General features: G+C 27.6%; 23 protein-coding genes and 1 other annotated feature. Of the genes, 8 read left to right on the top strand and 15 right to left on the bottom strand.

What is annotated here, in order from left to right; genetic code table 11:
* The 5 genes from CM240_RS14120 to CM240_RS14100 form a co-directional block, all read right to left on the bottom strand.
* Positions 1–675: a response regulator transcription factor gene (locus tag CM240_RS14120; protein WP_044040149.1), complete on the bottom strand. Its 675-nt coding sequence runs from the start codon at positions 673–675 to the stop codon at positions 1–3.
* A 168-nt stretch (positions 676–843) separates the two neighbouring features.
* Positions 844–1575 carry a carbohydrate-binding protein gene (locus CM240_RS14115; protein WP_044040148.1) on the bottom strand — a complete coding sequence of 244 codons (732 nt, stop codon included), beginning with the start codon at positions 1573–1575 and terminating at the stop codon, positions 844–846.
* 43 nt (positions 1576–1618) lie between these two features.
* Positions 1619–2347: a hypothetical protein gene (locus tag CM240_RS14110; protein ID WP_044040147.1), complete on the bottom strand. Its 729-nt coding sequence runs from the start codon at positions 2345–2347 to the stop codon at positions 1619–1621.
* 190 nt (positions 2348–2537) lie between these two features.
* Positions 2538–4169 carry a glutamine--tRNA ligase/YqeY domain fusion protein gene (locus CM240_RS14105; protein ID WP_044040146.1) on the bottom strand — a complete coding sequence of 544 codons (1632 nt, stop codon included), beginning with the start codon at positions 4167–4169 and terminating at the stop codon, positions 2538–2540.
* A 151-nt stretch (positions 4170–4320) separates the two neighbouring features.
* Positions 4321–4584, bottom strand: a binding site (T-box leader).
* A gap of 48 nt (positions 4585–4632) precedes the next feature.
* The gene (locus CM240_RS14100; protein ID WP_051483876.1) at positions 4633–5958 is read right to left on the bottom strand and encodes an MATE family efflux transporter; all 1326 of its coding nucleotides are present in this window, start codon (positions 5956–5958) and stop codon (positions 4633–4635) included.
* Positions 5959–6047: 89 nt separating this feature from the next.
* Between CM240_RS14100 and CM240_RS14095 the strand changes: the two genes are divergently transcribed.
* Complete coding sequence (locus CM240_RS14095; RefSeq protein WP_044040145.1) at positions 6048–6863, top strand: MerR family transcriptional regulator; 816 nt, start codon at positions 6048–6050, stop codon at positions 6861–6863.
* A 56-nt stretch (positions 6864–6919) separates the two neighbouring features.
* On the opposite strand, the gene CM240_RS14090 is transcribed toward CM240_RS14095, so the two are convergent.
* From CM240_RS14090 to CM240_RS14075, 4 genes are all read right to left on the bottom strand, one after another.
* A complete protein-coding gene (locus tag CM240_RS14090; RefSeq protein WP_044040144.1) occupies positions 6920–7690 on the bottom strand; it encodes a DUF2087 domain-containing protein in 771 nt (256 codons plus the stop codon).
* 315 nt (positions 7691–8005) lie between these two features.
* Positions 8006–9700: an oleate hydratase gene (locus tag CM240_RS14085; protein WP_044040143.1), complete on the bottom strand. Its 1695-nt coding sequence runs from the start codon at positions 9698–9700 to the stop codon at positions 8006–8008.
* 142 nt (positions 9701–9842) lie between these two features.
* Positions 9843–10409, bottom strand: a complete 567-nt coding sequence (locus tag CM240_RS14080) for a TetR/AcrR family transcriptional regulator C-terminal domain-containing protein (protein ID WP_051483875.1) — start codon at positions 10407–10409, stop codon at positions 9843–9845.
* A gap of 62 nt (positions 10410–10471) precedes the next feature.
* A complete protein-coding gene (locus CM240_RS14075; RefSeq protein WP_044040142.1) occupies positions 10472–11638 on the bottom strand; it encodes an MFS transporter in 1167 nt (388 codons plus the stop codon).
* A gap of 526 nt (positions 11639–12164) precedes the next feature.
* Here CM240_RS14075 and CM240_RS14070 point away from each other — a divergent pair.
* Positions 12165–12524 (top strand): hypothetical protein, encoded by a 360-nt coding sequence (locus CM240_RS14070; protein ID WP_044040141.1) that lies wholly within the window; start codon positions 12165–12167, stop codon positions 12522–12524.
* Positions 12525–12629: 105 nt separating this feature from the next.
* Here the strand turns inward: CM240_RS14070 and CM240_RS14065 are convergent, their stop codons facing one another.
* Together CM240_RS14065 and CM240_RS17620 are read right to left on the bottom strand one after the other, a co-directional pair.
* Positions 12630–13340: a gamma-glutamyl-gamma-aminobutyrate hydrolase family protein gene (locus CM240_RS14065; RefSeq protein WP_044040140.1), complete on the bottom strand. Its 711-nt coding sequence runs from the start codon at positions 13338–13340 to the stop codon at positions 12630–12632.
* 161 nt (positions 13341–13501) lie between these two features.
* Positions 13502–13663, bottom strand: coding sequence for a hypothetical protein (locus tag CM240_RS17620; RefSeq protein WP_162148697.1), 162 nt, complete (start codon positions 13661–13663; stop codon positions 13502–13504).
* Positions 13664–13868: 205 nt separating this feature from the next.
* On the opposite strand from CM240_RS17620, the gene CM240_RS14060 reads away from it, so the two are divergent.
* Complete coding sequence (locus CM240_RS14060) at positions 13869–14558, top strand: YoaK family protein (RefSeq protein ID WP_242838516.1); 690 nt, start codon at positions 13869–13871, stop codon at positions 14556–14558.
* Positions 14559–14624: 66 nt separating this feature from the next.
* Here the strand turns inward: CM240_RS14060 and CM240_RS16990 are convergent, their stop codons facing one another.
* On the bottom strand, positions 14625–16277 hold the full coding sequence (locus tag CM240_RS16990; RefSeq protein WP_044040139.1) for a right-handed parallel beta-helix repeat-containing protein: 1653 nt from the start codon (positions 16275–16277) through the stop codon (positions 14625–14627).
* Positions 16278–16564: 287 nt separating this feature from the next.
* Positions 16565–17650, bottom strand: coding sequence for an aspartate-semialdehyde dehydrogenase (gene asd, locus CM240_RS14050; protein WP_044040138.1), 1086 nt, complete (start codon positions 17648–17650; stop codon positions 16565–16567).
* Positions 17651–17765: 115 nt separating this feature from the next.
* Here asd and CM240_RS14045 point away from each other — a divergent pair, with 115 nt between their 5' ends.
* The 3 genes from CM240_RS14045 to CM240_RS14035 all read left to right on the top strand — a co-directional run bounded on the left by CM240_RS14045 (position 17766) and on the right by CM240_RS14035 (position 20832).
* Complete coding sequence (locus CM240_RS14045) at positions 17766–18653, top strand: LysR family transcriptional regulator (RefSeq protein WP_044040137.1); 888 nt, start codon at positions 17766–17768, stop codon at positions 18651–18653.
* Between the two features lie 619 nt (positions 18654–19272).
* Positions 19273–20025: a 4-hydroxy-tetrahydrodipicolinate reductase gene (gene dapB, locus CM240_RS14040; RefSeq protein ID WP_044040136.1), complete on the top strand. Its 753-nt coding sequence runs from the start codon at positions 19273–19275 to the stop codon at positions 20023–20025.
* A gap of 33 nt (positions 20026–20058) precedes the next feature.
* A complete protein-coding gene (locus CM240_RS14035; protein WP_044040135.1) occupies positions 20059–20832 on the top strand; it encodes a class I SAM-dependent methyltransferase in 774 nt (257 codons plus the stop codon).
* Between the two features lie 197 nt (positions 20833–21029).
* Here CM240_RS14035 and CM240_RS14030 read toward each other — a convergent pair whose 3' ends face one another.
* Together CM240_RS14030 and CM240_RS14025 are read right to left on the bottom strand one after the other, a co-directional pair.
* Entirely contained in the window at positions 21030–21419 is a 390-nt protein-coding gene (locus CM240_RS14030) for a cupin domain-containing protein (protein WP_044040134.1), read from the bottom strand.
* Between the two features lie 96 nt (positions 21420–21515).
* Positions 21516–22295: a methyltransferase domain-containing protein gene (locus CM240_RS14025; protein WP_044040133.1), complete on the bottom strand. Its 780-nt coding sequence runs from the start codon at positions 22293–22295 to the stop codon at positions 21516–21518.
* A 391-nt stretch (positions 22296–22686) separates the two neighbouring features.
* Between CM240_RS14025 and CM240_RS16985 the strand changes: the two genes are divergently transcribed.
* Positions 22687–24123, top strand: a complete 1437-nt coding sequence (locus CM240_RS16985) for a tetratricopeptide repeat-containing diguanylate cyclase (RefSeq protein WP_051483874.1) — start codon at positions 22687–22689, stop codon at positions 24121–24123.
* 18 nt (positions 24124–24141) lie between these two features.
* Entirely contained in the window at positions 24142–25977 is a 1836-nt protein-coding gene (locus CM240_RS14015) for a diguanylate cyclase (protein WP_044040132.1), read from the top strand.
* Positions 25978–26016 lie beyond the last annotated feature (39 nt).

Below are 26016 nucleotides of genomic sequence, written 5' to 3'. Positions count from 1 at the left end.
TTAACCACCTATTATATAACCTATTCCTTTTTTTGTTTTTATAAAATCTTTTAGTTCTATATCTTCAAGCTTCTTCCTAAGACGAGTAACATTAACAGTAAGAGTATTATCATCAATAAAACTATCGCTTTTCCAAAGGTGGGTCATAATATCCTCCCTTGAAACTACTTTATTTTTATTTTCTAGGAGTATTTGCATAATCTTAAATTCATTTTTACTTAATTCTAACTTCTTATCTTTATAAGTTAAAATAGCTTCTCCCAAATTCAAAATTACTCCATTATTTTCTAATATATCAACTTGTCCTTGAAAAGAATATGTTCTTCTAAGAAGTGCTTGTATTTTTGCTATCATTACATTTAAATCAAAAGGCTTTGATATAAAATCATCAGCTCCCATATTTATCGCCATAATTAAATTCATATTATCACTTGTAGATGATGCAAATATTATCGGTACCTTAGACACTTTTCTTATTTCACTACACCAATGATAGCCATTATAAAATGGCAATGTTATATCTAAAATTACTAGCTGGGGATCAAATTCTAAAAATTCTTCCATAACTTTAGTAAAATCATCTATTACCTTTCCTTCATATCCCCATTTACATAAATTATCCTTAAGTAGTGTTGCAATAATTTCATCATCTTCAACTATTAAAATCTTATACATGTCTACCTCCTCTGTTATTACATAATTTTATATCACATGTAACAAATTGTAAACTATGTCCATTGTTACAATAAAATTATAACTCATCTTAAATCTACTACTCTTTAATATAAATAATGCTGTTGCAAATCTAACTGCAACAGCATCATATATTTTTATATTAAATTATTAATAAGTATAACAAGAATAATTTTCACCAAAGTTACTATCATAATAAGTTTGTCCATTTACTGTATATGAAATATAATACTCAATAGTCTTTCCTTTTATTTCTGAAGGTACATCCCCATTCCATATCTCATTTCCATTTTCTAAAGTTTTCTCATATTCTAATTCATAGCTACCTTGAGTACTCCAATCGTCTACTGTGTAAATTACTTTTACAGTTTTCTCATAACCATAGTTCTTTAAAGTTACCTTAGGATTGCCATCTCCATAATATGGTGATCTTATTACATGAATAGGTGCTACGCCTAAAGTATCAGTAATAGAATAATTACTTCCACTGTTATTATCCCAATAAGTCTCGCCATTTACTTCATATTTAATGCAGAAATTTTCAACACCTGTTCCAAAGTTTGTAATCCTTGCTACCCATATTTCCTCACCATTATTGAGGCTCTTAACATAAGTTGCAGAACAATCATACCAAGTATCATCATCAGCATTCTTATAGTGAACAACTACGTTCTTATCATAAGCTATATTTTTTACTTTTATGTAAATATCATTTTCTACACCGCCATGATAAAATCCATAATTATCAGAATAATAGAAAGACACATTATCAGTAGCTGCTTCAGCTTTTACAGGTGTCCCTACAAAAGCAAATAAAGTTGATACCAATACAATAGAAAGTACTACTGCTAATTTATTTTTTAAGTTTAATAGTAAATTCATACAAAATTTCCTCCTTTATTGATTAAATATCTTAAAATTATTATTAATATAATCCATAACTTGAATCATAGTTTAATCCAAAATTACTATCATAATAAGTTTGTCCATTTACTGTGTATTTAATATAATATTGAATAGAATCTGTCTTATCTATATTGGCTGCCCATATTTCTTCACCATTTGTATTTGTTTTTTTGTATACTAATTCCTTACTCTCTTCAGTTGCCCAATTATCATAACTATATACAACTTTTACGCTTTTCTCATAACCATAATTTTTCAAATTAACTTGAAGGTTATTTTCAGAATCATAATATCCTCTCATTACATGTAATGCTGCAACACCTAATGTATCTGGGTAATTATAATTTTCACCATCATTATTATCCCAATAAGTATTACCGTTCACTTCATACTTTATACAAAAATTTTCAACATTTGTTCCATAATTTGAAATACTTGCTTTCCATATTTCATATCCATCACCAAGATCTTTTACATATTCTGCTGATTGATCAAGCCATTGATCACTACTAAAGTTTTTGTAATGTACAGTTACATCCTTTTCATAAGCAATATTTTTTACCTTTATGTAGATATTCTTAATAGTTCCATAACGATAATAATACTGAGAATCTAAATAGTAAAAAGACACATTATCAGTAGCTGCCTCTGCCTTTATCGGAGCACCAGTAAAAGCAAATATAGTTGACAATAAAATAACCGAAAGTAATAATGCTAATTTCTTTTTAAGGTTTAATACTAAGTTCATAATTTTTCCTCCCTACATTAAATTATGTAATTCCTTACATTTGCTATTATACCATTTATTATTTTAGTTTACAATATTTTGTAATATTTTTTACATAAAAATATTGTAAATAAAAAATTAACATAGTATTAATTAATTTTTTACAATGAAACATCCTGAAAATACTTAATGTATCTTCAGGATGATAAACCTATCTATAAGATTTTTTTAATGAAACAATTCTATTAAAAACTAACTCTTTATCATTGTCTCTAATAAAATATCCATGTCTCATGAATTGCACTCTTTCTTTAAAATTTAAAATTGACTTTTCTATCATAACATTATCTTTTATTATTAAAGAATTTTTATTAATATATTTTTCAAGCTCACTAGTTTTAAGTTTCACTAAAAATAATGATTCATATAAATTTACTTTACATGATATGAAATTTTTTTCACTAATCCAATGAATTGTTCCTTTTACTTTTCTTCCTGTAAATCCACTTCCACTTTTAGTCTCAGGATCATAGGTACACCTTATTTCTTCTATCTCGCCATCATTATTCTTTATTACCTTATTACACTTAATAAAATATCCTCCATAAAGTCTCACTTCTCCATCTAATACTAACCTATTATATTTCTTAGGTGCTTTCTCCATAAAATCTTCTTTTTCTATATAGATAACTCTACTAAAAACTACCTTCCTTTTACCTAAGTTGGGATTTTCTTTATTATTTATAACCTCTAACTCCTCTGTGTAATCTTCTGATAAATTTGTTATAACAACCTTTAGTGGGTTTAGCACTGCCATAACTACAGGAACCTCTGTTTTTAAATCATCTCTTAATGAGCTTTCCAACATAGAAATATCTACAGTACTTTCACTTTTAGAAACACCTATTTCTCCTAAAAAGTTTAATATAGAATTTCTTGTATATCCTCTTCTTCTTAAACCCTTTATTGTTGGAAGTCTTGGATCATCCCATCCTTCTACTAAATTCTTTTCAACTAATTCTTTCAAATACCTTTTACTTGTCACCACTCCACTTAAGTTCATTCTTCCAAACTCAATTTGCTTAGGTAAATTTCCTTCTAAATCTAAATTCTCCAATACCCAATTATATAATGGTCTATGATCCTTAAACTCTATAGAACAAAGAGAATGAGTTATACCTTCCATATAATCTTGAATAGGATGTGCAAAATCATACATTGGATAAATACACCACTTATCTTTAGTCTTATAATGCTCCTTATAACTTATTCTATATATAACTGGATCTCTCATATTTATATTGCCACTATTCATATCTATTTTAGCTCTTAAAACCTTCTCACCTTCTGAAAACTTTCCTTCTTTCATATCTTCAAATAACTTTAAGTTTTCTTCAATTGACCTATTTCTATACGGACTATCAATTCCTGGTTCTTTTAAAGTTCCTCTATATTTTTTTATTTCATCTGGTGATAAATCACAAACATAGGCTTTACCTTTTTTAATCAAATATACAGCATAAGAATATATATCTTCAAAATAATTAGATCCATAATATTCTTTTCCTCCATAATCAAATCCTAACCATTTCATATCCTCTTTTATAGCATTTACATACTGAATATCTTCTTTCCCTGGATTTGTATCATCAAGTCTTAAATTAAATTTGCCCCCATACTTCTTAGCTATTGAATAACTAATATTTATAGCATAAGCACTACCAATATGAAGATATCCATTAGGCTCTGGTGGAAATCTTGTGTGAATCTCACTACAAATCCCATTGTCAAAATCTCTACCTACTATTTTGTCTACAAAGTTTAAACTATTTTCTTTACACATCTTTACTTCCTCCTTTTTTTCTTCAACTCTACCTTTTTTCTCTCCCTCTGGTAAATTTGAAGAACATAAAAAGAAGTAACTTTTCTTATTGCCCCATTTTTCTTTCCTCCTAAAAAATAAAAAGCTTTCGTCCTAAAATCAAAATTATGATTTTAGAGACGAAAGCTTACTTCGCGTTGCCACTCTATTTTACTAATATATCACTATAATAGCCTCTTCAAGTACGGAATCTGAATTACAGAAACTTATACTCTAATCTTGTAACGTAGATAAACGTCATAGCATCACTTTCTTTATGAAAGATCCGTATGAAACTCCAAGGCTTGGTTCAATAGACGTTTCTTTACTTCCTTTCACCTTCCGAAGCTCTCTTTAAAAGAACATATCTATCTACTCTTCTTTTCATAGTCTTTAATTATATTTACACCATTTTATTCCTAACATTATCAAAAGTCAATATATTTTAATAATGATATACCTTTTTATATTTTAATATATAAACTAATCCAACAACTATAGTAGCACATTCTGCAATTGGTACCACAAGCCAAACACCATTAACTCCAAGTAATGATGGCAATATTAATATTCCTATGATAAAAAATACAAAAGTTCTAAGAGTTGATAGTATTGCAGATATCTTTCCATTTGAAAATGCTGTGAACATTCCACTGGTGAAAATATTAAACCCACATATTAAAAATGTCATAGAAAATATCTTAAATCCACTTAAAGCTATATGATATAATTCTGATCCTCTTTCTGTAAACAATGTTACTATAGTAGAAGAAAACACCATTGATAATATAAACGATATTACCGATAATATTGCAATAAACCTAAAGCTATATTTTACTATTTTATTTAGCTGCTCCCTATCATCTTTCCCATAATTATAACTTATCCTAGGAGCTACTCCTGATGTAAATCCGAGATATGCTGAAACCATTAAAAATTGAGCATATAATACAATAGTTATTGCTGCCACTCCATTTTCACCAAGAAATTTAAGCATTACTATATTAAATAAAAATGTTGTCACTGCTGAAGAAATCTGCGTTATCATTTCTGAAATACCATTTGAGCAACTTTTTATAATTACGCTACTTCTAAATTTACCTTTTTCGAAATATAAAATATTTTTCTTATTAATAAAGACTATTATCCCAATAATACAAGGAAGTGTGTATCCTATACAAGTAGCTAGTGCAGCACCTTTTATCCCCATCCCTAATGGAATAATAAATATATAGTCTAAAATTATATTTGTAATTCCTCCAAGAATAGAACTAAGTAATCCTAATTTAGGATGTCCTGCTGTTACAAGAAAATAATCAAAAAACACTTTTAGCATTATTACTGGTGAAAATGCTAACATTATAAAAAGATAATCAAAACTATAGCTATATAATCTCTCTGTTGACCCTAAAGCATATATTATTGGTTTAATAAATATTATCCCAACTATTGCTATAGTTATTCCAACTACTATTGAAGTAGTAATAAGTGATGTAAAGCTTTCTCTTGCTTCTTTATTTTTACCTTCCCCCATAAGTTTTGCAACTATGGCACTTCCTCCTGTTGCTAGCATTATCCCAAGTCCTAGTAATATATTTATAACAGGATATACTATATTTGTTGCTGAAAGAGCATCAGCATTAACAAATCTTGAAATAAACATACCATCTATAATAGTATATAATGAAAAGAACAACATCATCATAATTGTTGGAAAAGTATACTTTATAAGTGATAGAAAAGTAACTTTTTTACCTAATGAATTATCCATTTTTACCTCCATTTTGTCGTGATTTAAATGTCATATTGTTTTATAATAAAGTATACAGTAACAGTATAGTCAAGAGGTGAATCGAAAATTTGAGTAAAATAATAAAAGAATACTTTACTACTGGTGAATTTGCTAATCTCTGCGGTGTAAATAAAAAAACTTTATTTCACTACGATAATATAGGTCTATTTAAGCCAAAAAAAATTTTAGAAAATGGATATCGTTATTATTCACATAATCAATTTGAATTATTTAATGTAATATCAGAACTGAAGCGACTTGGTATGCCCCTTAAAGAAATAAAAACCTTCATTGACAATAGAAATCCAGATATTGCTTTAGATTTATTTCAAAGAGAAAAAGAAAAAATTGATAAAGAAATTAAGGAATTAGAAAAACTTAAAGAGCTTATGGAAAATAAAATCTCTATTACTAAAGCAGGTAAAAATATAAATGACGACATTATTTTAGAAAATAAAAAAGAAGAGTTTTTTGTTTTGAGCAATGCAATAAAAGATGTGGCATATGGCTATGATATTTCTACATATACCGACCACTTAAAATATTGTATAAATAATGACTTATATAAAGGTTATCCTGTGGGAGTAATGATTTCAAAAGAAAATCTTCTAAATGAAGATTTTTATAACTACAGTTATTACTTTACAGAAGTTGATAATAAAAATATAGAAAATCTATATATTAAGCCAGCTGGTCTTTATGTTACAGGATATATCCAAGGATATTATGATAAAACAAAAGATTTATATGTAAGACTAATAAAATTTATAAAGGATAATAATCTAACTATTATTGGCTATTCATATGAAGAAGTATTAATCGACGAATGCGCTACCAAAAATCCTAATGAATATGTAATAAAAATATCTATACATGTTTCATAAAATATACGTGACGTAACTTTCAAAATTTATTTTTAAAAATTACGTCACGTACAAATCTATTCTTTTACCCAATAACTGCTACAATCATTAGAACGCTCTAAAAATCCATATTCTATCATTGCTCTTCTAATAGTTACATAATCTTCATGAATCCTTTTTAAAATACGATTAATTTCTTTTTCTGAATACTTTTTACCACTAGCAAAATTCTTTACAATTTGTGATAACACTATAACTTTCTTCTTTTCTTTAGCTGGATATGACTTTAAAGCCCCATTTTCTGTGAAGTAATTTTTTATAACTTCTTCTCTTTCCTTATCAGTAATATTATATCTGTCATCAATAGTAGTGGCTGTTTTATGAGCATCACATAATTCTTCCTTATCTAGCTTTGTTAATTTTCTATTTGAACCTTTTGATATCATATCCATCATTGCTAAAAATAATCTTCCTTGCTTTTCTTTTTCCCTAAGCTTAAATCTATGGTTTCTTATAGTTGACTGCGATACCCCTAGCTTTGATGCAATTTCTTTATCTGAAAGACCTTCTGCCATAAGCAGTAGCACCTCTCTTTGAACTTCTGAAATACCAGTAAAACTTGTATTCATTCCTAAAAGATACTGAAGTGTGGATCCATGTTCTTTTTCTATATGAATTTCTGTGGCTTTTTTAGCATCATATAGATTATTTTCTATTTCGTAAATTCTACCCTTCGTAAAGCTTTCTTCACAAATTATGCACCTATATTCTTCTTCATACTGCTTATACCCACTTTTTAGCTCTTCAATATTAGAATCCCAGAATATTTCTTTATTGTTCTTATCCATAAACAATATCACCCCTATCATCAATATACTTATATTGTATGACAATCATTGTAATTTGTCTATATATTTATAGACAAATTTATATTTTGTTTATCGATGTAATTCACAATTAATGTTAATTTGCCCCTATAGTGAAAACATTGTAGTCCTGTGGATGGTCAGTATGAATAAGGGTGATAAATAAAAAATATGAAATCCTTTACCACTACTTAACTAGAACAGATGCTAATATGACCTTTAACTATATATTCATTCCATACAAATATATCAAGTTATATGAAAGTGCAACTTTCATTAGTTCCCTGTAAGAGAGAATTATAATAGTTTAAATAATTCAGTTTTCTCTAATATTTTTCCAATAGGTATATCTTTTAATGGTTCATTATCTAATCCTAAACAAGTCTTAGCAGCATTTGTTAAAACTCTTATATCATATTGACTAGGGAATACTGGATCTACTTCTTTTCCAAGATTCATTAAACCATATACAGCCATCATTGCAGTTCTTATTGAATATTCTACTGTAAATACACAATCATTAGGTACTTCAGCATATTGACCAAGAAATCCGAAATTAACACTTCCTTTTGGTATTACATCCGGTCTATCACCTTTAACACGTGGCATAAATTGTGATGTTATATAAGGCATCATACTTGGTATTACATTTACTGTGTGAGAAAGAATTTCTGGAATTTTATCTTCTAGACCCATGTGATACAATAATTCTTCAAACATCTCACGCCCAGTAGCTTCTGACATTGTCTTATCTACATAATCTCCTTTTACATCTAAATTTAATGCATATGCCCATAAAACTTTAACATTGTCCGGTTGATTAATAAAGTGAGGATGTTTTGGTACAACCCAACTCATAAACCAGCTAGAATCTTTTATTGTTACGAGACCTCCCATTCCTGGTTTATCACCAGTTAAATTTAATAAGTATGGAAATACTATGTTATCATCTTTTAAAGTAACAGTAAATGATAACCATTTAGTCTTATCTATATCACTACAAAATACTTCTGGATGTCCAAAATCTTCAGATTTTTTAGATATTTTTTCCCATACGCTAAAGCATCCTTTATCTTCTGAACGATTAATTACTGCTGGATGATTTAAATCACCTCTTGTCGTATTTTGAGTCATTGATCCATTAGTAAATAAAACTAAATCATCTCTATTAACTGCTATAGTATTTTTACCATGGTTATCCTCATAATATATTTTTGTAGCTACTTTTTCACTAGTAGAAAAATTGAAATCTATATCTGTTACATTACAATCTTCATCAAAGCATACACCTTTTTCTTCTAACCACTTAATTAATGGCAAAATCAATGAATCATATTGATTATATTCTGTATGCAAAATTCCTTTTAGTCTATTCATTCCACCAATAAGATGCATGAATCTTTCCATATATCTCTTAACTTCCACAACACTATGCCACCTTTCAAAAGCAAACATTGTTGCCCAGAAATACCAGAAGTTTGTCTTGAAAAATGAATCTGAAAAGTATTCTGCTATAGTTGTTGCTCCTAGTGTTTCTTCTGTAACTATATGAAGTTTTGCTAATTCCATTGCATTTTCTTTTGATAATCCTAATGTTGAAAAATCTGCCTTTTCACCTTTGTTATGAATTAAACGACAATGAGATTCTATTGGTTCTTCAATATTTAATTCTCTAAATTCATCTAATACACTTCTATTTTTATCTTTTAATGATGGAATAAAGCTATATAGATCCATAAAACACTCAAAATGTTCTTCTATCTCTCTTCCACCCCTAGCTGTGTAACCAACTTCAGCAGTTCCCGCTCCGTCCATCGAACCACCATAAATCTTAGATTGTTCTAGTATATGAATATTCTTCCCTGGCATATGAGCATCACGAATTAAAAATGCCGCTGAAGATAAAGATCCTATTCCTCCCCCAATTAAATAAGCTTTTCTTTCTTCTATATTTTTAGGTGCAAGTGGATTTATTTTTTGATAATTTCCCATAAAAATCACTCCTTATTTCATCTTAGCTTTATAATAGATTTTCATATTTATTTATACAATAAACAAAAAAGAGCAACTGTGAAATTATTACACATATAACTTTAACTGTGTAACTTTTCCCATTGCTCTCTCAAATTTTTTACTATAAATTTTTATTATTTTTAGATAAAATACAATAAAGTGTTCCATTCATCATTCTATCTATTCTATCTAAGATTGATTCCGGATCTTCCTTTAGTCCTTTTCTTAGCCATATTATAAATTCACCTACAATAGCTATTGTAAAAAATCTTGCTACTTCTTCCTTCACTTCCTTTTCAATATTCATTTCTTTAGTTAAATCCTCTATAACTCCTCTAAAAGCATTACAAAATATATCATATAAAAACTTCTCTAAATGCTCCCTTCCAAGAGAATTGAAGGTATTTAAGCATATTATCTTATTATCTAATGTATAACTTAAAACACGCCTAACTGCTGTTTTCCATCCTTCTAAATTATAATATTGTTCTAACTCCTCTATTACCTCATGTTCATATAACCAACCAAGTAATTCATATGTATCATTAAAATGATTATAAAAAGTTCTTCTATTCATATTACATTGATCAGTAACTTCCTTTACTGTAATCTTCTTAATTGAACGAAAAAGCATTAGTTTCTTAAGCGAATCAGCTAATGCCTTCTCTGTTATGTATGAATTAGACATAGACTCTCACCCCTCTATATCTAATTATATATTTTTATCAAATTACTACCAATAATTAACTTTTATTTATTCTTTCTATTTATCAATAATACTATTAATATTACTTGTATTATACCCAGTATAAAAAATGTAATATGTAAGTTAAACACATCCCCTAATAATCCACACACTGGAAATAAACAAACCATTGTAAATGAAAATATCATACTATCTATTGAAATAATAGTAGCCCTTTGTTCTGATGGTATTAACTTATTTAATGATGCAGACTGTATAGGATATAACACTGAATTAGCATAATTCATTATTGCAAAAAATATTATCGATATTACTATATTCTTGCTACTTATCATTACTATACTTACGCCCATTAAAATTGATATTGCATATTTTGTATTTTCTTTAAATACTGCAATTACCTTCTCACAAGTAATAGAACCAACACAAGAAAATATACCACTAAATAACATAACAATACTTATCTCAATTTTGTTTAGACCTAATTCTGAAAAATATTGTTGTCCGTAAAAAAACACTATTGTATCAAAAGTAAATATAACTGGAAAATAGATTAAATTTTTTAATATTTCTTTATTATCTTTTATAATGTCATAACAAACCTTAAAATGTTTCTTTATTGATACTTTATCATTATTATCTTCCCTGTCCATTGGAACTTCCTTAAATAACATTGCTGGAATCATTGATAGTAACGATATGATAATAACAGTAATGTAACAATATACATAAGAATATTCTGCTAATATCCCACCTATAAAAGTTGCTAAACCTTGAGAAATTTCTATAATTAAATTCAATCTACTATTAACTTTAAGATAACTCTTTTCTTCCCCAATCTTTTTAAGGCTATCGTAAACTAAAGCCTCTTCAGAACCTGAATTCAAATTATAACTTAATGCAGATATAGTAAATCCTATTGAAAATCCCAAGATATTATTAGACACTAGATTTATTACTGCCGATATTGCACTACATAAACGACCTACAATTATAACGTTCTTTCTACCAAATAAATCTGCTAAAGCTCCAGATGGTACCTCAAATAAGAAACTTGCTATATGAAATATTCCTTCTACAATACCTATTTGCCATAGTGGTAATCCTTTATGAACCATATATAACACCCATATAGCGCTCGATATGTCGAAATTTTTTATAAAACAATATATATAATCAATATTTACATTTCTTTTTAATTTATTATTCATTTTCTTACTCCTGTCTTTTTTTATTTTTTACACGCAAAAAGAACATATCTTTATTTAGATATGTTCTTTACAGGAGCTACTGCATATAAAAAAGGACCTTTTTATGATGACTTACCTTAAAAAAGGGCGCAGTAATCCTGTAAATATGATAAAGTACCATTTTTTGTAATAGAACTACAACTGCAAACAGGTGTATAACCCAAGCCATTCATAAAATTGTCCCCCTCTCTCTTAAAATATACACTGATAATATCATGATTTTATAATTTTATCAATATTTATACAGTTAATTTATGCAAAATTTATCCTATATAAACACAAAAGAGAATGACCTATGTGGCCATTCTCTTTCTTAAAAAAGGAAAATGATTTGAAAAAAATTAACTTTTATTAACTACTACACATTCATTATATCAATTAATTGTGTCAAATTTATGTCATAGTCTAAAATTTTCTATGAATTATATGCATAATAATTAGAAAATTCAAAAATATATAGTATAATATTGGTAAGGTGGTGAAAGATATGGATGTTGATTTAAATTTTCAAAAAACTTCAAAAGAATTTAATACACTTATGACAATTCTTAAAGGATATATACAAGGCTTTATCTATGAAGTTAAAGAAAGTGATAATATATATTACTGCGACTATATAGCTGAACTAAAAGCACTATTAACTAACGAGAATGTTACAGCTAAAATGGGATTTAAAGTTGCAAATGAAGATATCGGCATTTTATCTGCTCTAACTTTAGATATTTTAAAATACCAACTAGAAGATCAATATGATATATATGCAAACGAAAAGCCTCAAAGATTCCTACACAATGGCAAAATAGAAGAAATCAATAATGAAATAGTATTAATAAAACATAATTCTTAGGGTTAGAAGTGATTTTATGAACTTCTAACCCTGATTTATTTGAATCAATTCCATTTTGATTTTATATAAAACAAAATTATCAAATTTTGTACAAGCTAAATAACGTTAGCTTGCACAAGCTTTTATAAGCATCGAAAAAATCTTTTCCTGAAACTCATCCTCAGAAAACATAAATTCTGGATGCCATTGCACTGCCATCGCAAATTTAGCTTTTGGAATTTCTATTCCTTCAATAAGTCCATCCGTTACTATTGCATTAACGACAACGTCATTACTAATAGTTTTTATACCTTGATGATGAAGACTATTTACTATCAATTTTTCTTCACCCAAAGCATCATATAGTATAGTGTCTTTTTGTATATTTACTTCATGAGTACCTTTGTTATATGGATATTGTTGTTTATGTACTAACTTTATACCTCTATTGAGTTCTGTATCTATATCTTGATACAAAGTTCCACCAGTTACTACATTTAAAAGTTGAACTCCTCTGCAAATTCCTAATAAAGGTTTATCTAATTCTAGAGCTTTTCTCATAAGATAACACTCTTGATTATCTCTAGTATCACATTGATAACCACACTTTTCTTTCTTCTCCTCATTGTATAACTGTGGATTTATATCTTGTCCACCCGTAAAAAGAAATCCATCTACATCATTAAAAATTTCATCTAAAATCTCTTTATCATCAGTAAGGGGAATCATAACAGGAATTCCGCCTACTTTTAATATAGCTTCCATATATCCTGGCACCATCCACCATATTCTTTTATCAGCTTTAAACAGCGGTGTTACCCCTATTTTAACTTTCATCGAAACTCCCCCTTTTCTCTGCCAAGTACCTATATAAATTTTTATAACCATTATATATTAACTTCCACATTATATGTTGAAAAAACTTAATTTCTTAATTTTTTTAACTTATCACATTAAAAAATGGCCATACAATGACCACTATTTTTGTTTTATTACATTCATTTTGCTTTTTTTATTGAATCAATAAACTCTTTTTCTCTAATGGTTGCTTCTAACCTCTCTTTTTTTACCCCTTTATATATTTTAAATATAGACATTATAATTGAAATAATGGTTACAGCCGAAAATAACATAAGTACTATTAATAGTTTTGACAACATAAAATCACCTCTATATCTAATCTTTACCATATATCAGTAATATTAATCACTTATGTACTTATTTCTCACTGAATTTCTAACATCAGGTTTGTTTTTTATTAAAAAAGATATATAAGTTCTATTTATTTTCTATAATTGACACTTTTATAGTTTCATGCAATAATTTGTTAATATATATGGCTATTTATTAAAAGGGGGACTTCATGTGTTAAAGAGAAAAGAACTATCAGAAAATATGCCAGCAGATGAAGCTATAGAGATTGGTATTTTATTAGCTTTAGTAGGTGGTTTTTTAGATGCTTATACATATATTCTTCATGGAGGAGTATTTGCTAATGCTCAAACAGGAAATTTAGTTCTTGTTGCAATGAATATAGCAGAAAAAAATTTTTTTAAATCTCTTTACTGTCTATTTCCAATCTTAGCATTCTTTTCAGGCATTTTAATAACGGAATATATTAAGAATCATTCAACTCTTTATGAAGAAATTGAATGGACTCATATTGTAATTATTATAGAGATCATAACTTTATCCATTGTTGCATTTTTACCATTAATCCTGCCAAATGGTTTAATAAATATAATAATATCCTTTGTCTGTTCTCTACAAGTAAATAGTTTTAGGAAAACACAAGGTATGCCTTATGCTACTACTATGTGTACAGGTAATTTACGATCTGCCGGTGAACATTTCCACAGCTATATACATACTAAAGACAAAGAATTTATAAAAAAATCTATTCTATACTTTATTATAATTATATCATTCTGCTTAGGTGCAGTTCTTAGTACTATACTTATACCAGTATTTAAAGAGAAATCTATTTTTAGCTGTTGCATAATACTATTAATAGTTTTGATAATAATGTTAACTAGGAAAACATCACAACAATAGTAGCATTAATATGATAAGAATACTATAAAATAAAAATAGGCATTGCAATTACAATGCCTATTTTTATTAGAAGCCAATACAATTTCCTTTTAATGTTGCTCCCTTTATATTATTGCTTCCATTTTTTGAAGTACAATCTTCTATAATAGCCTTTCCAAAAGTAACTTCATATCCTAATGCTGATGGTTTACCCTTTAATGGCCAGTTGTAGTTTTTACCTTCATTACCATCAGCAACACAATTTTTCATTGTTACAACCCCGCTTTGATTATTTCTATCAAATCCATTCTTTTTATTTCCTTTTGCAGAACAATTTATTAATAAGTGATTTAGTGGATCTAAATGAGCAGCTTTACCTGATTCTTTATTATCTACGCCACCAAGCTTAAATCCATTACCATCACCAGTTACACCATTTACTTCACCATTGTAGTTTGCTTCACAATCTACTAATGTTACTGCACCATGTGCAGCATAGAAATCCCAACCATCATCTACATTATATTCTGCTTTACATTTTTCAAAAACATTTCCTTCACCAGAATGAAGCTTTACTGCAAATCCATCTGGATTTTCTCCCTTTGAATCATAATTATGATGAGAGTAACAATTGTACATATAATTGTTTGCTCCACCATTTGAAATTTGTAATCCAGTATCTGCATTGTCATGGATGTCTAAATTTTCAAATCTATTATAGCTTCCACCATCTACATATATAGCATTATCTTTAGCATTATATATTTCAAGATCTTGTATAGTATTATTTTTACCTGTTATTGTGATACCTCTTCCTCCAGAAGATGTGCTAGAGAAATCAATTTTTGCACCACTTTCTCCTTTTATTGTGATATTATCACCTTTTAATTTTACTGATCCAGACTTAACAGTACCTTTTATTAATATAGTATCTCCTGATTTTGCTTGAGAAATTGCTTTTTCAAGTGTCGTACCTGATGATGTTACTGTTATTGTAGTACCATTGGCTGTAGCACCTGTACCATTACCATATTGACCTGTTGATGTTGAACTATTTGATGAACCATTTGATGTTGAATCACTTGAATTAGATCCATTTGATGTTGTATCATTTGATGAATCTGTTGATGTTGAACCATCAATAGACTTTACAACTACATTATCATATTTAGCAGCTGTCTTTGCAGTAAATACAGATATAGCACCTTTACTAATAGCACTATCTGTAGCAGTTGCCTTTACCGAACCATTTACATAAGCCTTTATTGTTTTACCATTCAATTCTAACTTTATTTTATAAGTTTTCTTTGTCTCAAACTTCATACTTACAGTCTTTAAAGTTGTTGTTACTCCATTTACTCTTTTTCTTAACTCTAATCTATCACTCTTTATTGCTACTGCATAGTGATTGTTTATATCTGTAAATCTACCACAAAGCATAACTCTATTACCGCTATTGAATGAATCTACAGTAATTTCTGATTCCACAGAATAATTTGTCCAAGAAGCTTCTCCTGCCTTACTTATTGCATTTACAGTTTTATCACTTTGTTTATAAACCTTACTTCCATTATATGAAGAAGTAGTCCACTTACCTTTTGTAGTTGTCCACTTACTTGTACCTTTTTCAAAATTATCTGAAAACAAGTTGCTAGCTGCAAAAGCTTGTGATCCTCCTAAAACTGTTGTTGTAAATATCGATGTAGCTATAAAAATACTAGCAATTTTATTTTTATTCATTCCTTTACCCCCATGTTTCTCTTTATTAACTACTGAATTTAATTTTTGAATATTCCCCTAGTTTATCCTTCGTTAATTTTACTTAATTTACATATTTTAATATACGACTATAATAATTCATATTTTGTCATTTTACAACACTTTTTGCTGGTTTTTTACATGCGATAAAGCTTTTTTTCTTATTTTCTTCTTTATTATAAAAATTATTTATTTCTATTTAATTTTCATTCTCGCGAAAACCAAATTATAGAATTAAATTGATAGTTTAATGTAGAAAATAATATTCTCTACTTCTTATTAATATATCCAGTCTTGTACAAAAGTTCTGCTGATAGTATTCCTCCTCCTGCTGCTCCTCTCACTGTGTTATGTGATACTGATATAAATTTATAATCAAATAAAGAATCATCTCTTAATCGCCCTATTGTTATCCCCATACCATTTTCATAATCTCTATCCAGTCTTGTTTGTGGTCTATCTTCTTCTTTTAAGTATCTTAGAAACTTCCTTGGTGTACTTGGTAATGAAGCTACTACATCTGGTATTTTATACTCTTCCCATGCTCTTAATATATCTTCCTTTGATATCTTATTTTTTAAATTAAAATACACTGCCGCTAAATGTCCATCTTCCACAGGAACTCTTACACATTGAGTAGTTATTATTGGATTACTTGCATTAACAATCTTATTATTCTTTATACTACCCCAAATTTTTAATGGCTCCTTTTCACTTTTTTCTTCTTCCCCACTTATATATGGAATAACGTTATCTATTAATTGAGGATAATCACTAAGTTTCTTTCCAGCACCAGATATAGCTTGATACGTACAAGCTAAAATAGATTCTACTCCTTGATTTAGAAGTGGCGTTATAGCTGGTACATAACTTTGAATTGAGCAATTTGGCTTCACTGCAATAAATCCCCTTTTTGTTCTAAGTCTTTTCCTTTGCTCATTAATTATATCTATATGATTATAATTTATTTCTGGTATTAACATAGGTACATCTTCAACATATCTATTAGCTGAATTATTTGATATCACCGGTGTCTCATGCTTTGCATAAGCTTCCTCTAAAAGTTTTGTTTCTTCTTTATTAAGCGAAATAGCACAAAATACAAAATCTACTTCCATGCAAATTTCTTCTACACTTTCTCCATCTTTTACTATCAGTTTTCTTACTGATGCCGGTATATCTTCTTTCATCTTCCACCTTCCCTTCACTGCTTCTTCATAAGTTACTCCTGCTGATTTTTTACTTGCCGCCACTAATTTTACTTCAAACCATGGATGATCCTTTAATAATGTAATAAATTTTTGACCTATCATTCCTGTGGCTCCAATAATTCCCACCTGCAACTTTCTTTCCATATTAATCACCTCATACATTTTTTCCTATTTATATGGTATTATATTCCTACAGATATCATTAGTAAAATTGATAATTTAAATTAAAACAATCAAATTTTTCGATGGCGGTGATAATATGGATCTCAGGCAATTAAATACATTTTTAACTATAAGTAAACTTCAAAACTTTACAGCAGCAGCTAATGAATTAGGCTATGCTCAATCAACTATAACTACACAAATTAAATTATTGGAAGAAGAACTAGGTGTTCGATTATTTGAAAGAATGGGAAAAAGTATCTCCTTAACTTACGAAGGAACTAAACTGATACCTTATGCAAAACAGATGTTAAAATTAGATAATGAAATAAGGACTGCTGTTTTTAACGAAGAAAAACCAAGTGGTACATTAGTTATCGGTGCAGCAGAATCTTTATGTGTACTACGGCTTCCTAAGATTCTTAAAGAATACAAAAATCTATATCCTGAAGTAGATATATCATTAACTTTTGGAAACTGCTCTACATTCCGAGATATGCTAAAGAACAATTTAATTGATATTGCTTTCTCACTAGGTAGGAAAATAGATTCAGAGGACTTTATTGCTGATACTGAGATAGAAGAAGAAATGCTATTACTTTCAAATACATCTAATCCTCTTGTTCATAAAGATACAATCTACCCTATAGATTTAAAAGATCAATTTTTTATTCTTACAGATAAAGGCTGCAGTTATAGAGCTGCATTGGAAAACATATTAAAAGAAAATAATATAAAACCTAAAATTGCTCTTGAAACTTCCAGCGTACAAGCAATAAAACAATTTACCATAAGTGGATTAGGTATAACTATGCTTCCTAAAGTAGCAGTAAAAGAAGAACTGGAAAGCGGTAAACTAGTAAAATTAAATTATTGCGGTCCAAATCTAAATATAGTTTCTCAAGTCCTATATCATAAAGATAAATGGATTTCTCCTGCTATGAAAGAATTTATGATTCTTTCAAAAAAATATTTAGGGCAATAATTTTCTAATGAAGATACTATGAATACCGAAAAATCACGATGCAAAGAATATTTGCGAAGAAAAAATCAAATGTAAAAGAACCATTGCTAGACTTATATTAATATTAAAACCATAATGTGAATCAAGGAGGAAATTTATGAAAATCGGTGAGACAATGTTAAAAATTAGAAAAGATCAAAATATGACTCAATAATTACTCACTATCAAGAAGAGTTAAAAGAGGTTTAGAAATCTATGATTCTGTGTATATGAACGAATGGTACCCTGTGACATAATTTATGAAATTCATATGAAATTCTTGCACTAATCATATTGTTATCACAAAGGACTGTTATATTATAGTTGTTGTTAATAACAATAGTAGTTTTTTTATAGTATTTTCCTTTTAAATATATAGCGAAAGAATGGCCCTTCCCTTAGACCATTCTTTTTGTTTTATAAAATGTACATTATTAACCCCAGTAACTATTTTATATTATATACATTAATGGTAAAATATATAATATATTCCGCACTATTCATCTAAATATTCCTTTTATTAATAATAATTAAAGTCAGATTTTAAATATTATTATCTATATATCTCACTAATTAATGCTAAATTTAAAGAGGTGATAAAATGACAAGAATAGCCGTTGTTGGTGGTACCGGAAAACTAGGTCGTATGATTATCAATACTATTTTAGAAAATGATGATGTTAAATTAACATATGTTATTGGAAGAAAAGATAGTGAATATATTGGAAAAGATATTTCTTCGCTTATTAGCACTAGCTTTAAAGACATCCCTATTATAGATGAAATTCTTGAGGCAAAAAATTGTGATGTATTTATCGATTGTACAAATGCAAAGAACTTTATGTCTAATAACTTTGATAAATACATGAAAATGAGAAAACCACTTGTGATTAGTACAACTGGATTCAATATAGAAGACATAAAAAAAATTGAAGATTTAGCTAATACTATTCCTGTATTTAAGACAGGAAACTTTAGTATTGAATTTCATAATTTTATCGAAACAATAAAGTTTATAGGTAAAAAAATTAGTAAAGACACAGATATCAGCATAATCGAATACCATCATAATCAAAAAAAGGATGCCCCCAGTGGAACTGCAGAAATGATACAAGATGCATTAATCAAGGCGAATACAAAACTTACTAAAGAAGATATACCTATTTTTAGTATACGCGGTGGAAATATTGTAGGGGAACATAAAGTAGTTTTTTCAAACTCAAATGATGAAGTTATTGAATTAAAACATCAAATTTCATCAAGAAAAGCATTTGCTAGTGGTGCTGTATCAATAGCAAAATGGATAAAAAAGCAACCGGTAGGTTTATATGATATGGATGACTATTGTAAATAATATCTACTATTTATAAGAAAGGAGTAATTATATATGAATAATAATGAAAAACCAGACTATGATAAAATGGGTTGGCTATATAGTGCTTTATATGGCGACATGTCTACTGAGGAGTTGCGTGAATTTGAATATGCCAAGAACCATATGGAGTTATTACAATCTTATTCTAATAAAAACATCTCTATCTTAGATTCTGCTTGTGGTAATGGTATCCAAGCTACTGCTTTTGCACTAAATGGATACAATGTTACAGCCACTGATATAAGTTATGAAATGGTAGCTCTTACAAAAGAACTTGCATCAAAACATAATGTATCTATAAATACAATGGTTAAATCATGGTCAGATTTACCTAGTATTTATAATGAACAATTTGATATTGTTTTTAATACAGGAAATTCCATTGTTCATTCACAAAATTCAATAACTAGAGAGCATGATATTTTTGCTTTAGTGCAAGTGCTTAAAAGTAAAGGAACTCTTGTTATTGAAACTCGAAATTGGGAAAAAGTTATTAAGGAAAATAAAAGATTTACTGTCTATGATAAAAAAACATATCTTAACAAAGATTATATACCAATGTATTATTGGCAATTAAATGGCATCGAACAGAAATCAAATGTGGAAATTTTATTGCAAGAAATTTGTGAAGACAATCATGTTGAAATTTATGAAAGTTCATTAACCTTCACTCCATTTACACATTCAACCTTATTAAATATCATGAAAAAATTAGGTTTAGAGATTACAAAAGATACTTTTGATGAAAATTGCGATTGGTATATTGTCTATGGAGTAAAAAAATAGAATTATAACTTAAGATATAAAATAATTGACAAGGTAAATAAATAGCAATTTATATGCCAAAAAATACTTCTACAAACTCACTAGATAAATAAGAAATCATATGGAACAACAAGTCACTAATTTCAATACATATACAAGCTATAGTTCTTATAGCTTGTTCTATTTTTTCTTTATTCTAGATCTATTTTATCTAACTTCTATAATTTATTTACTACTGTCTTGTCTTTTTTGATTATTTCTCTCTTATCAATTCCATCAGGAACAAATCTGAATACTACAAATTTAGTTTCTTCATTTGTATTATTTGCAAATGTATGAACAGAATTTTTCACTCTTATAATTTCATCTTTGCATAATGTTCTTACTTTCTCCTTTTCCTCTTCCATCCATCTACAAGTTAATTCCCCTTTAATAATTAATATTGTTTCTTCTATCTTAGAATGAAAATGCCATTCTTGAACACTATAAGGAGCTATCTTATTAATATGAATCTCATATTCATTAAAAATAAAATAACTAACACTTGTCCCATTATCTTTATTTACATTTATAGAGTCATCCTGCCCCAAAAACTCAATAATATCCATATTATCCCCACCTATACACTATTATTGTGATTTTTACTATAGATTGAAAACTTAAACTTATCTTGAAAATCAATTTTATTTGAAATTATGTTTACTTTATTTAGTTTTTGCTGTTGCAATAAAAAAGAACCTTGGAAATCTAAAAATAATATTTCCATTTTTCTGTTTTGGATATTCTTTAATAACTCTATCAAAAATATCTTGTTCAAATGCCCTCTTTTTCTCATCTGATAAAACATTCAAATATGGTCTTAATCCCGTACCACGGTACCATTCCATAATATCCTTATGAGATCTTAACTTGTGACAATATGTAGTTTGCCACATAGAAAATTCTGATGAAATTTCTGAAAGCAAATCAAAATATTCACTTTGTGTTAGATTGTAAAACTTTCTAGGATTAATAAACTCGGATTTCCATTTTTCACTGGACGAAACTTCTCCGATAATTTTGTGAATTGGCTCTTGATAATTCATTGGTGTTTGTACTGCAAGTATTCCATCTGGTTTTAATAATCTAATCATATCCTTTAAAAATTGATTATGATTAGGTATCCACTGAATACAAGCATTTGAAAAAACTATATCAAAATCCTTATCTAGAATTGATAAATCCTTATCTACATCACAAATCTTAAACTCAAGATTAGGATAATGTTTTTTAGCTGTTTCAATCATATTGGGAGATTTATCAACACCAAGAATATAGGCGTTAGGAAATCGTTGTGCTAAAACCTGTGTACTATTTCCTGGTCCACATCCAATATCAAGAATCTTTTTAGGTTCATTAATATGAATGCGATTAACTAAATCAATTGCTGGCTGTGTTCGTTCATCTTTAAACATTAAATACTGCATTGAATTCCAATCTGCCATAATATCATCCCCTTAATTTTTATAATTATTTTGTAAATTTAATATTCACTTCCGCATTTAACAAAACACCTTTTAGTGTATTTTATAACACAAAGTGGTATAATTTACAATTATAGTGTTGATATAGAAATATCATAGGTAAGTTTCGACTATAAAATAATTATTAAGAAATATAGAAATGAAATGAGTTTTAAATTTGACATGACTCTACTATCTTATAAATAAGAATAAAAAGCTTGAGTACTAAAATACTTCAAGCTTTTCTTATACTATTCTAGTTTTGTACTTAAACGCTACTTAATTTAAAAAAATTCACAATAACTATCTCAAGATTTGCAAAGTAATACCGAATATACAAATATTACACTGAAAAATTAAACGGAGGTAATAAGTGGAAAATAAATTCGAAGACACTTTACTTACAATTATTAATGATTATAATGAAAAAATTAGAAGGTCAGTTGATAATGAGACAAAAGCTAGCATTGCCAATGATGCTATGACAACTTTTTTGTTTGAATATAATAATCCTTTAGCTGCCCTCATTTATGGTGAAATAGCTTTAAAATCAATATCACAAACATCAAATATATCAAAAGAAATACAAATTAGAATTAATATTGGTGGATGCTACCATAGAATTGGTGATGATGCTAAAGCAATAAGATATATAGAGCCTTTAGTAACAAGCAACTTTAATAAATTAGAAAAATCGTTTAAATATAAATTGCTATTTAACTTAGTTAGTTCTTATCTTCGTCTTAATAATATAGAAAAAGCGACAATTTATATGGAATATTTTGAATCCTTGTATTATAAAAACAAAGATTCAGAAGAACAACTTATTCATTATCTCTTCAATATGATGAAAGCAGATTTTATTTCCTCAGCAGGTAAAGATTTTCTCAATGATGCTTTACAACATATTAATAATTGCAAGAAATATTGTGAAGAATTCGCTTCGGATATAGATAAGCCTTTTATAATAGTTGAGATAAATAGAATTGAAGCTAATATCTACAGCAAACTTAAACAATATGAAAAATCTCATAAGTTACATTTAAAAACTTTAGAATACATATCAGAAACAAATATTGAAACTTATTCTATCGATTTATATATGTTATTATCAAATGACTATAAGCGACTAGGTGATTTAAAAACTTCTGTGAAATTTATTAAGGAATATATACTTAAAAGTGAAAAAAGATACTATGATCAAATTAATCAATATTCAGATATCTTAACAAGGCAATATGGAATTAATAATAAAGAAAATCAATTATATAAATTAAATCTTATGAGAGATAAAATTTCTTATAAATATAATAAAGATTCATTAACTGGATTATATAATAGAAGATTTTTAGACACAGTCATTAATAATACCAATATAAATAATACTGAAAAATCCATAGCTATGATAGATGTAGATTTTTTTAAAAAATATAATGATAACTATGGTCATCTTAAAGGTGATGAAATACTTAAAAAAGTTGGAGAAACAATTTCTAGCATCTTTAAAACAAATGAATATATCCCTATTAGATATGGTGGAGAAGAATTTCTTATTATTATGAACAATACTTCATATGATAAATCTATTATTTTAATAAATAAGCTTATTAGAGAAATAAGAAATAAAAATATACCACATGAATATTCAGAAGTTAGTGATAGAGTAACAATCAGTGTTGGCATAAAAACTACTAATATTGTTTCTAGCTCTGATTTTTGGAATGCAATTAAATCTGCCGATGAAGCGCTATATGCAGCTAAAAATCAAGGCCGTAATAGATATATTCATAGTAAAGATATTACAAAATAGTCGTAGGAGATATTTTTTATGGAAAAATTCCTTAGTAATATAGACAACCTTATAGACGAATTTGAATTTCAAGATATACGCTTTATTAATAATCAATTTTTAAAAACAACAGAACAAGAAATTAATACTTTTTTAAAAGAGCACAAAATGAGCAATACAATGCTAGATATAAAAATTAACTATATCCTGGGATTGATAAATAAATTAAAATTACAAATAACTTGTAGTTATAACTTTTTTCTTAAAGCATTAGCATTAGCAAAAGAAATAGAAAATGATCTTTGGTTATCCAGAATCTATTCTAAACTATCTTTAATATCAATATATAATAAAAATTTTTCTGAAGTTGAGTCTTACTCATATAACGCTATACAATGTTTTAAAAATATTGATTCAACTAAAATTAAGGCTTATCTGTATCTTGAAAAAATACAGACTACATATCTTAAAAATAAGCCTCTTTCACCTACACAACCATATATGGATGAAATTAATAATATGTTGAAGAACTCAGAAGATAAATATACTGTACGTATATTTATGATTTTAAGTTATCTTAAAATATACATTTTAGAAGATGTAAAACAAGGAGTAATGTGGGGTGAAAAAGCACTCCACCTCTCTTTAAAACATAATATGTTAAATGAAGAAGCTATAATAAATCTATATACTGCAAAAGTTTATATGACTTATATAGTAAAACCTAAAGATGTAATTAGAATTTTAGAACCGATGATCTTAGAGGGTAAATATAAATCCATAAATATTGAAATACAAATTTTAATTTTTCTAGAACTAACAAAAGCATATTTAGAAGAAAATAGAATTTCTAAAGCTGAAGAAGGAATTACTTTTATTATAAATAATCTTGACTCAATTTCACCTATATTATCAAAAAATGTGGTAATCGCTTTATTATACTTTAGATCTAAAATAGAACTTTACAATAAAAACTATAAAATTGCTTTAGAATATGTCTTAGAATGTGAACACAAGTATAATAATCTTGAAGACAATCATATACTACTGGATTATGAATTTGATTTTAAAATTACTTTATGCGAAATCTATAGTAAGCTTGATAATCACGAGAAGGCATTAAATTATTGTAATAGTCTTCTGGAAAAGGAAGATACTTTGAGTATCATACGAAAAAAGAGACTTTATTTTTTCTTAGGTGAATTGTATGAAAAAACTGATGATTTCTATCTATCATTTTTATATTTTAATAAATATGTATCTATACATACTTCAATGATACATGATGACTTTATTCTGCTTTATGAACGTTATCAGAAAAAACTAGAAAACAAATACAAAACTCTTGTAATCGAAAGTTTATATAATTCAAACACAGTAATGATTAAAGATGCATATATAGATAAACTTACAAAAGTTTTAAACAAAAATTATCTTTTAGAAAATCAGTTAAAACTTCATGATGCAATTAGTATAGGTATAATTATGCTAGATATAGATTATTTTAAAAAATATAATGATGGATATGGGCATATAAAAGGAGATATTATATTATCATCAGTAGCAGGTAAAATTAAAGATATCTGTGGCGATAACAATATTATAATTAGATATGGTGGTGAAGAATTCCTAATCATATCTTACAACATTAATAAGTTATCCTTAAAAATCTTAGGTGAAACTATATGCACCCAAATACATGATATGGGGCTAGAACACAATTTCTCAGAGGTTAGCAATTGCGTTACTGTCAGTGTTGGCTGTTACTATAAAATTCTAGAAGAGACTGATACTTATATAAAGCTTATAGAATTAGCTGACAATTGCTTATACAAGGCTAAGGAAAATGGACGAAATCAATGTATTATCAATTAAATATCGGGCTATCACTATACATTTTAACTTCGTAAGCAA

Origin of the sequence: Clostridium bornimense (assembly GCF_000577895.1) — a bacterium.
In the GTDB taxonomy this organism is placed as follows: domain Bacteria; phylum Bacillota; class Clostridia; order Clostridiales; family Clostridiaceae; genus Clostridium_AN; species Clostridium_AN bornimense.
The sequence above is the reverse complement of the archived record's forward strand: the minus strand, read 5'-3'. Positions and strand labels throughout refer to the sequence as shown.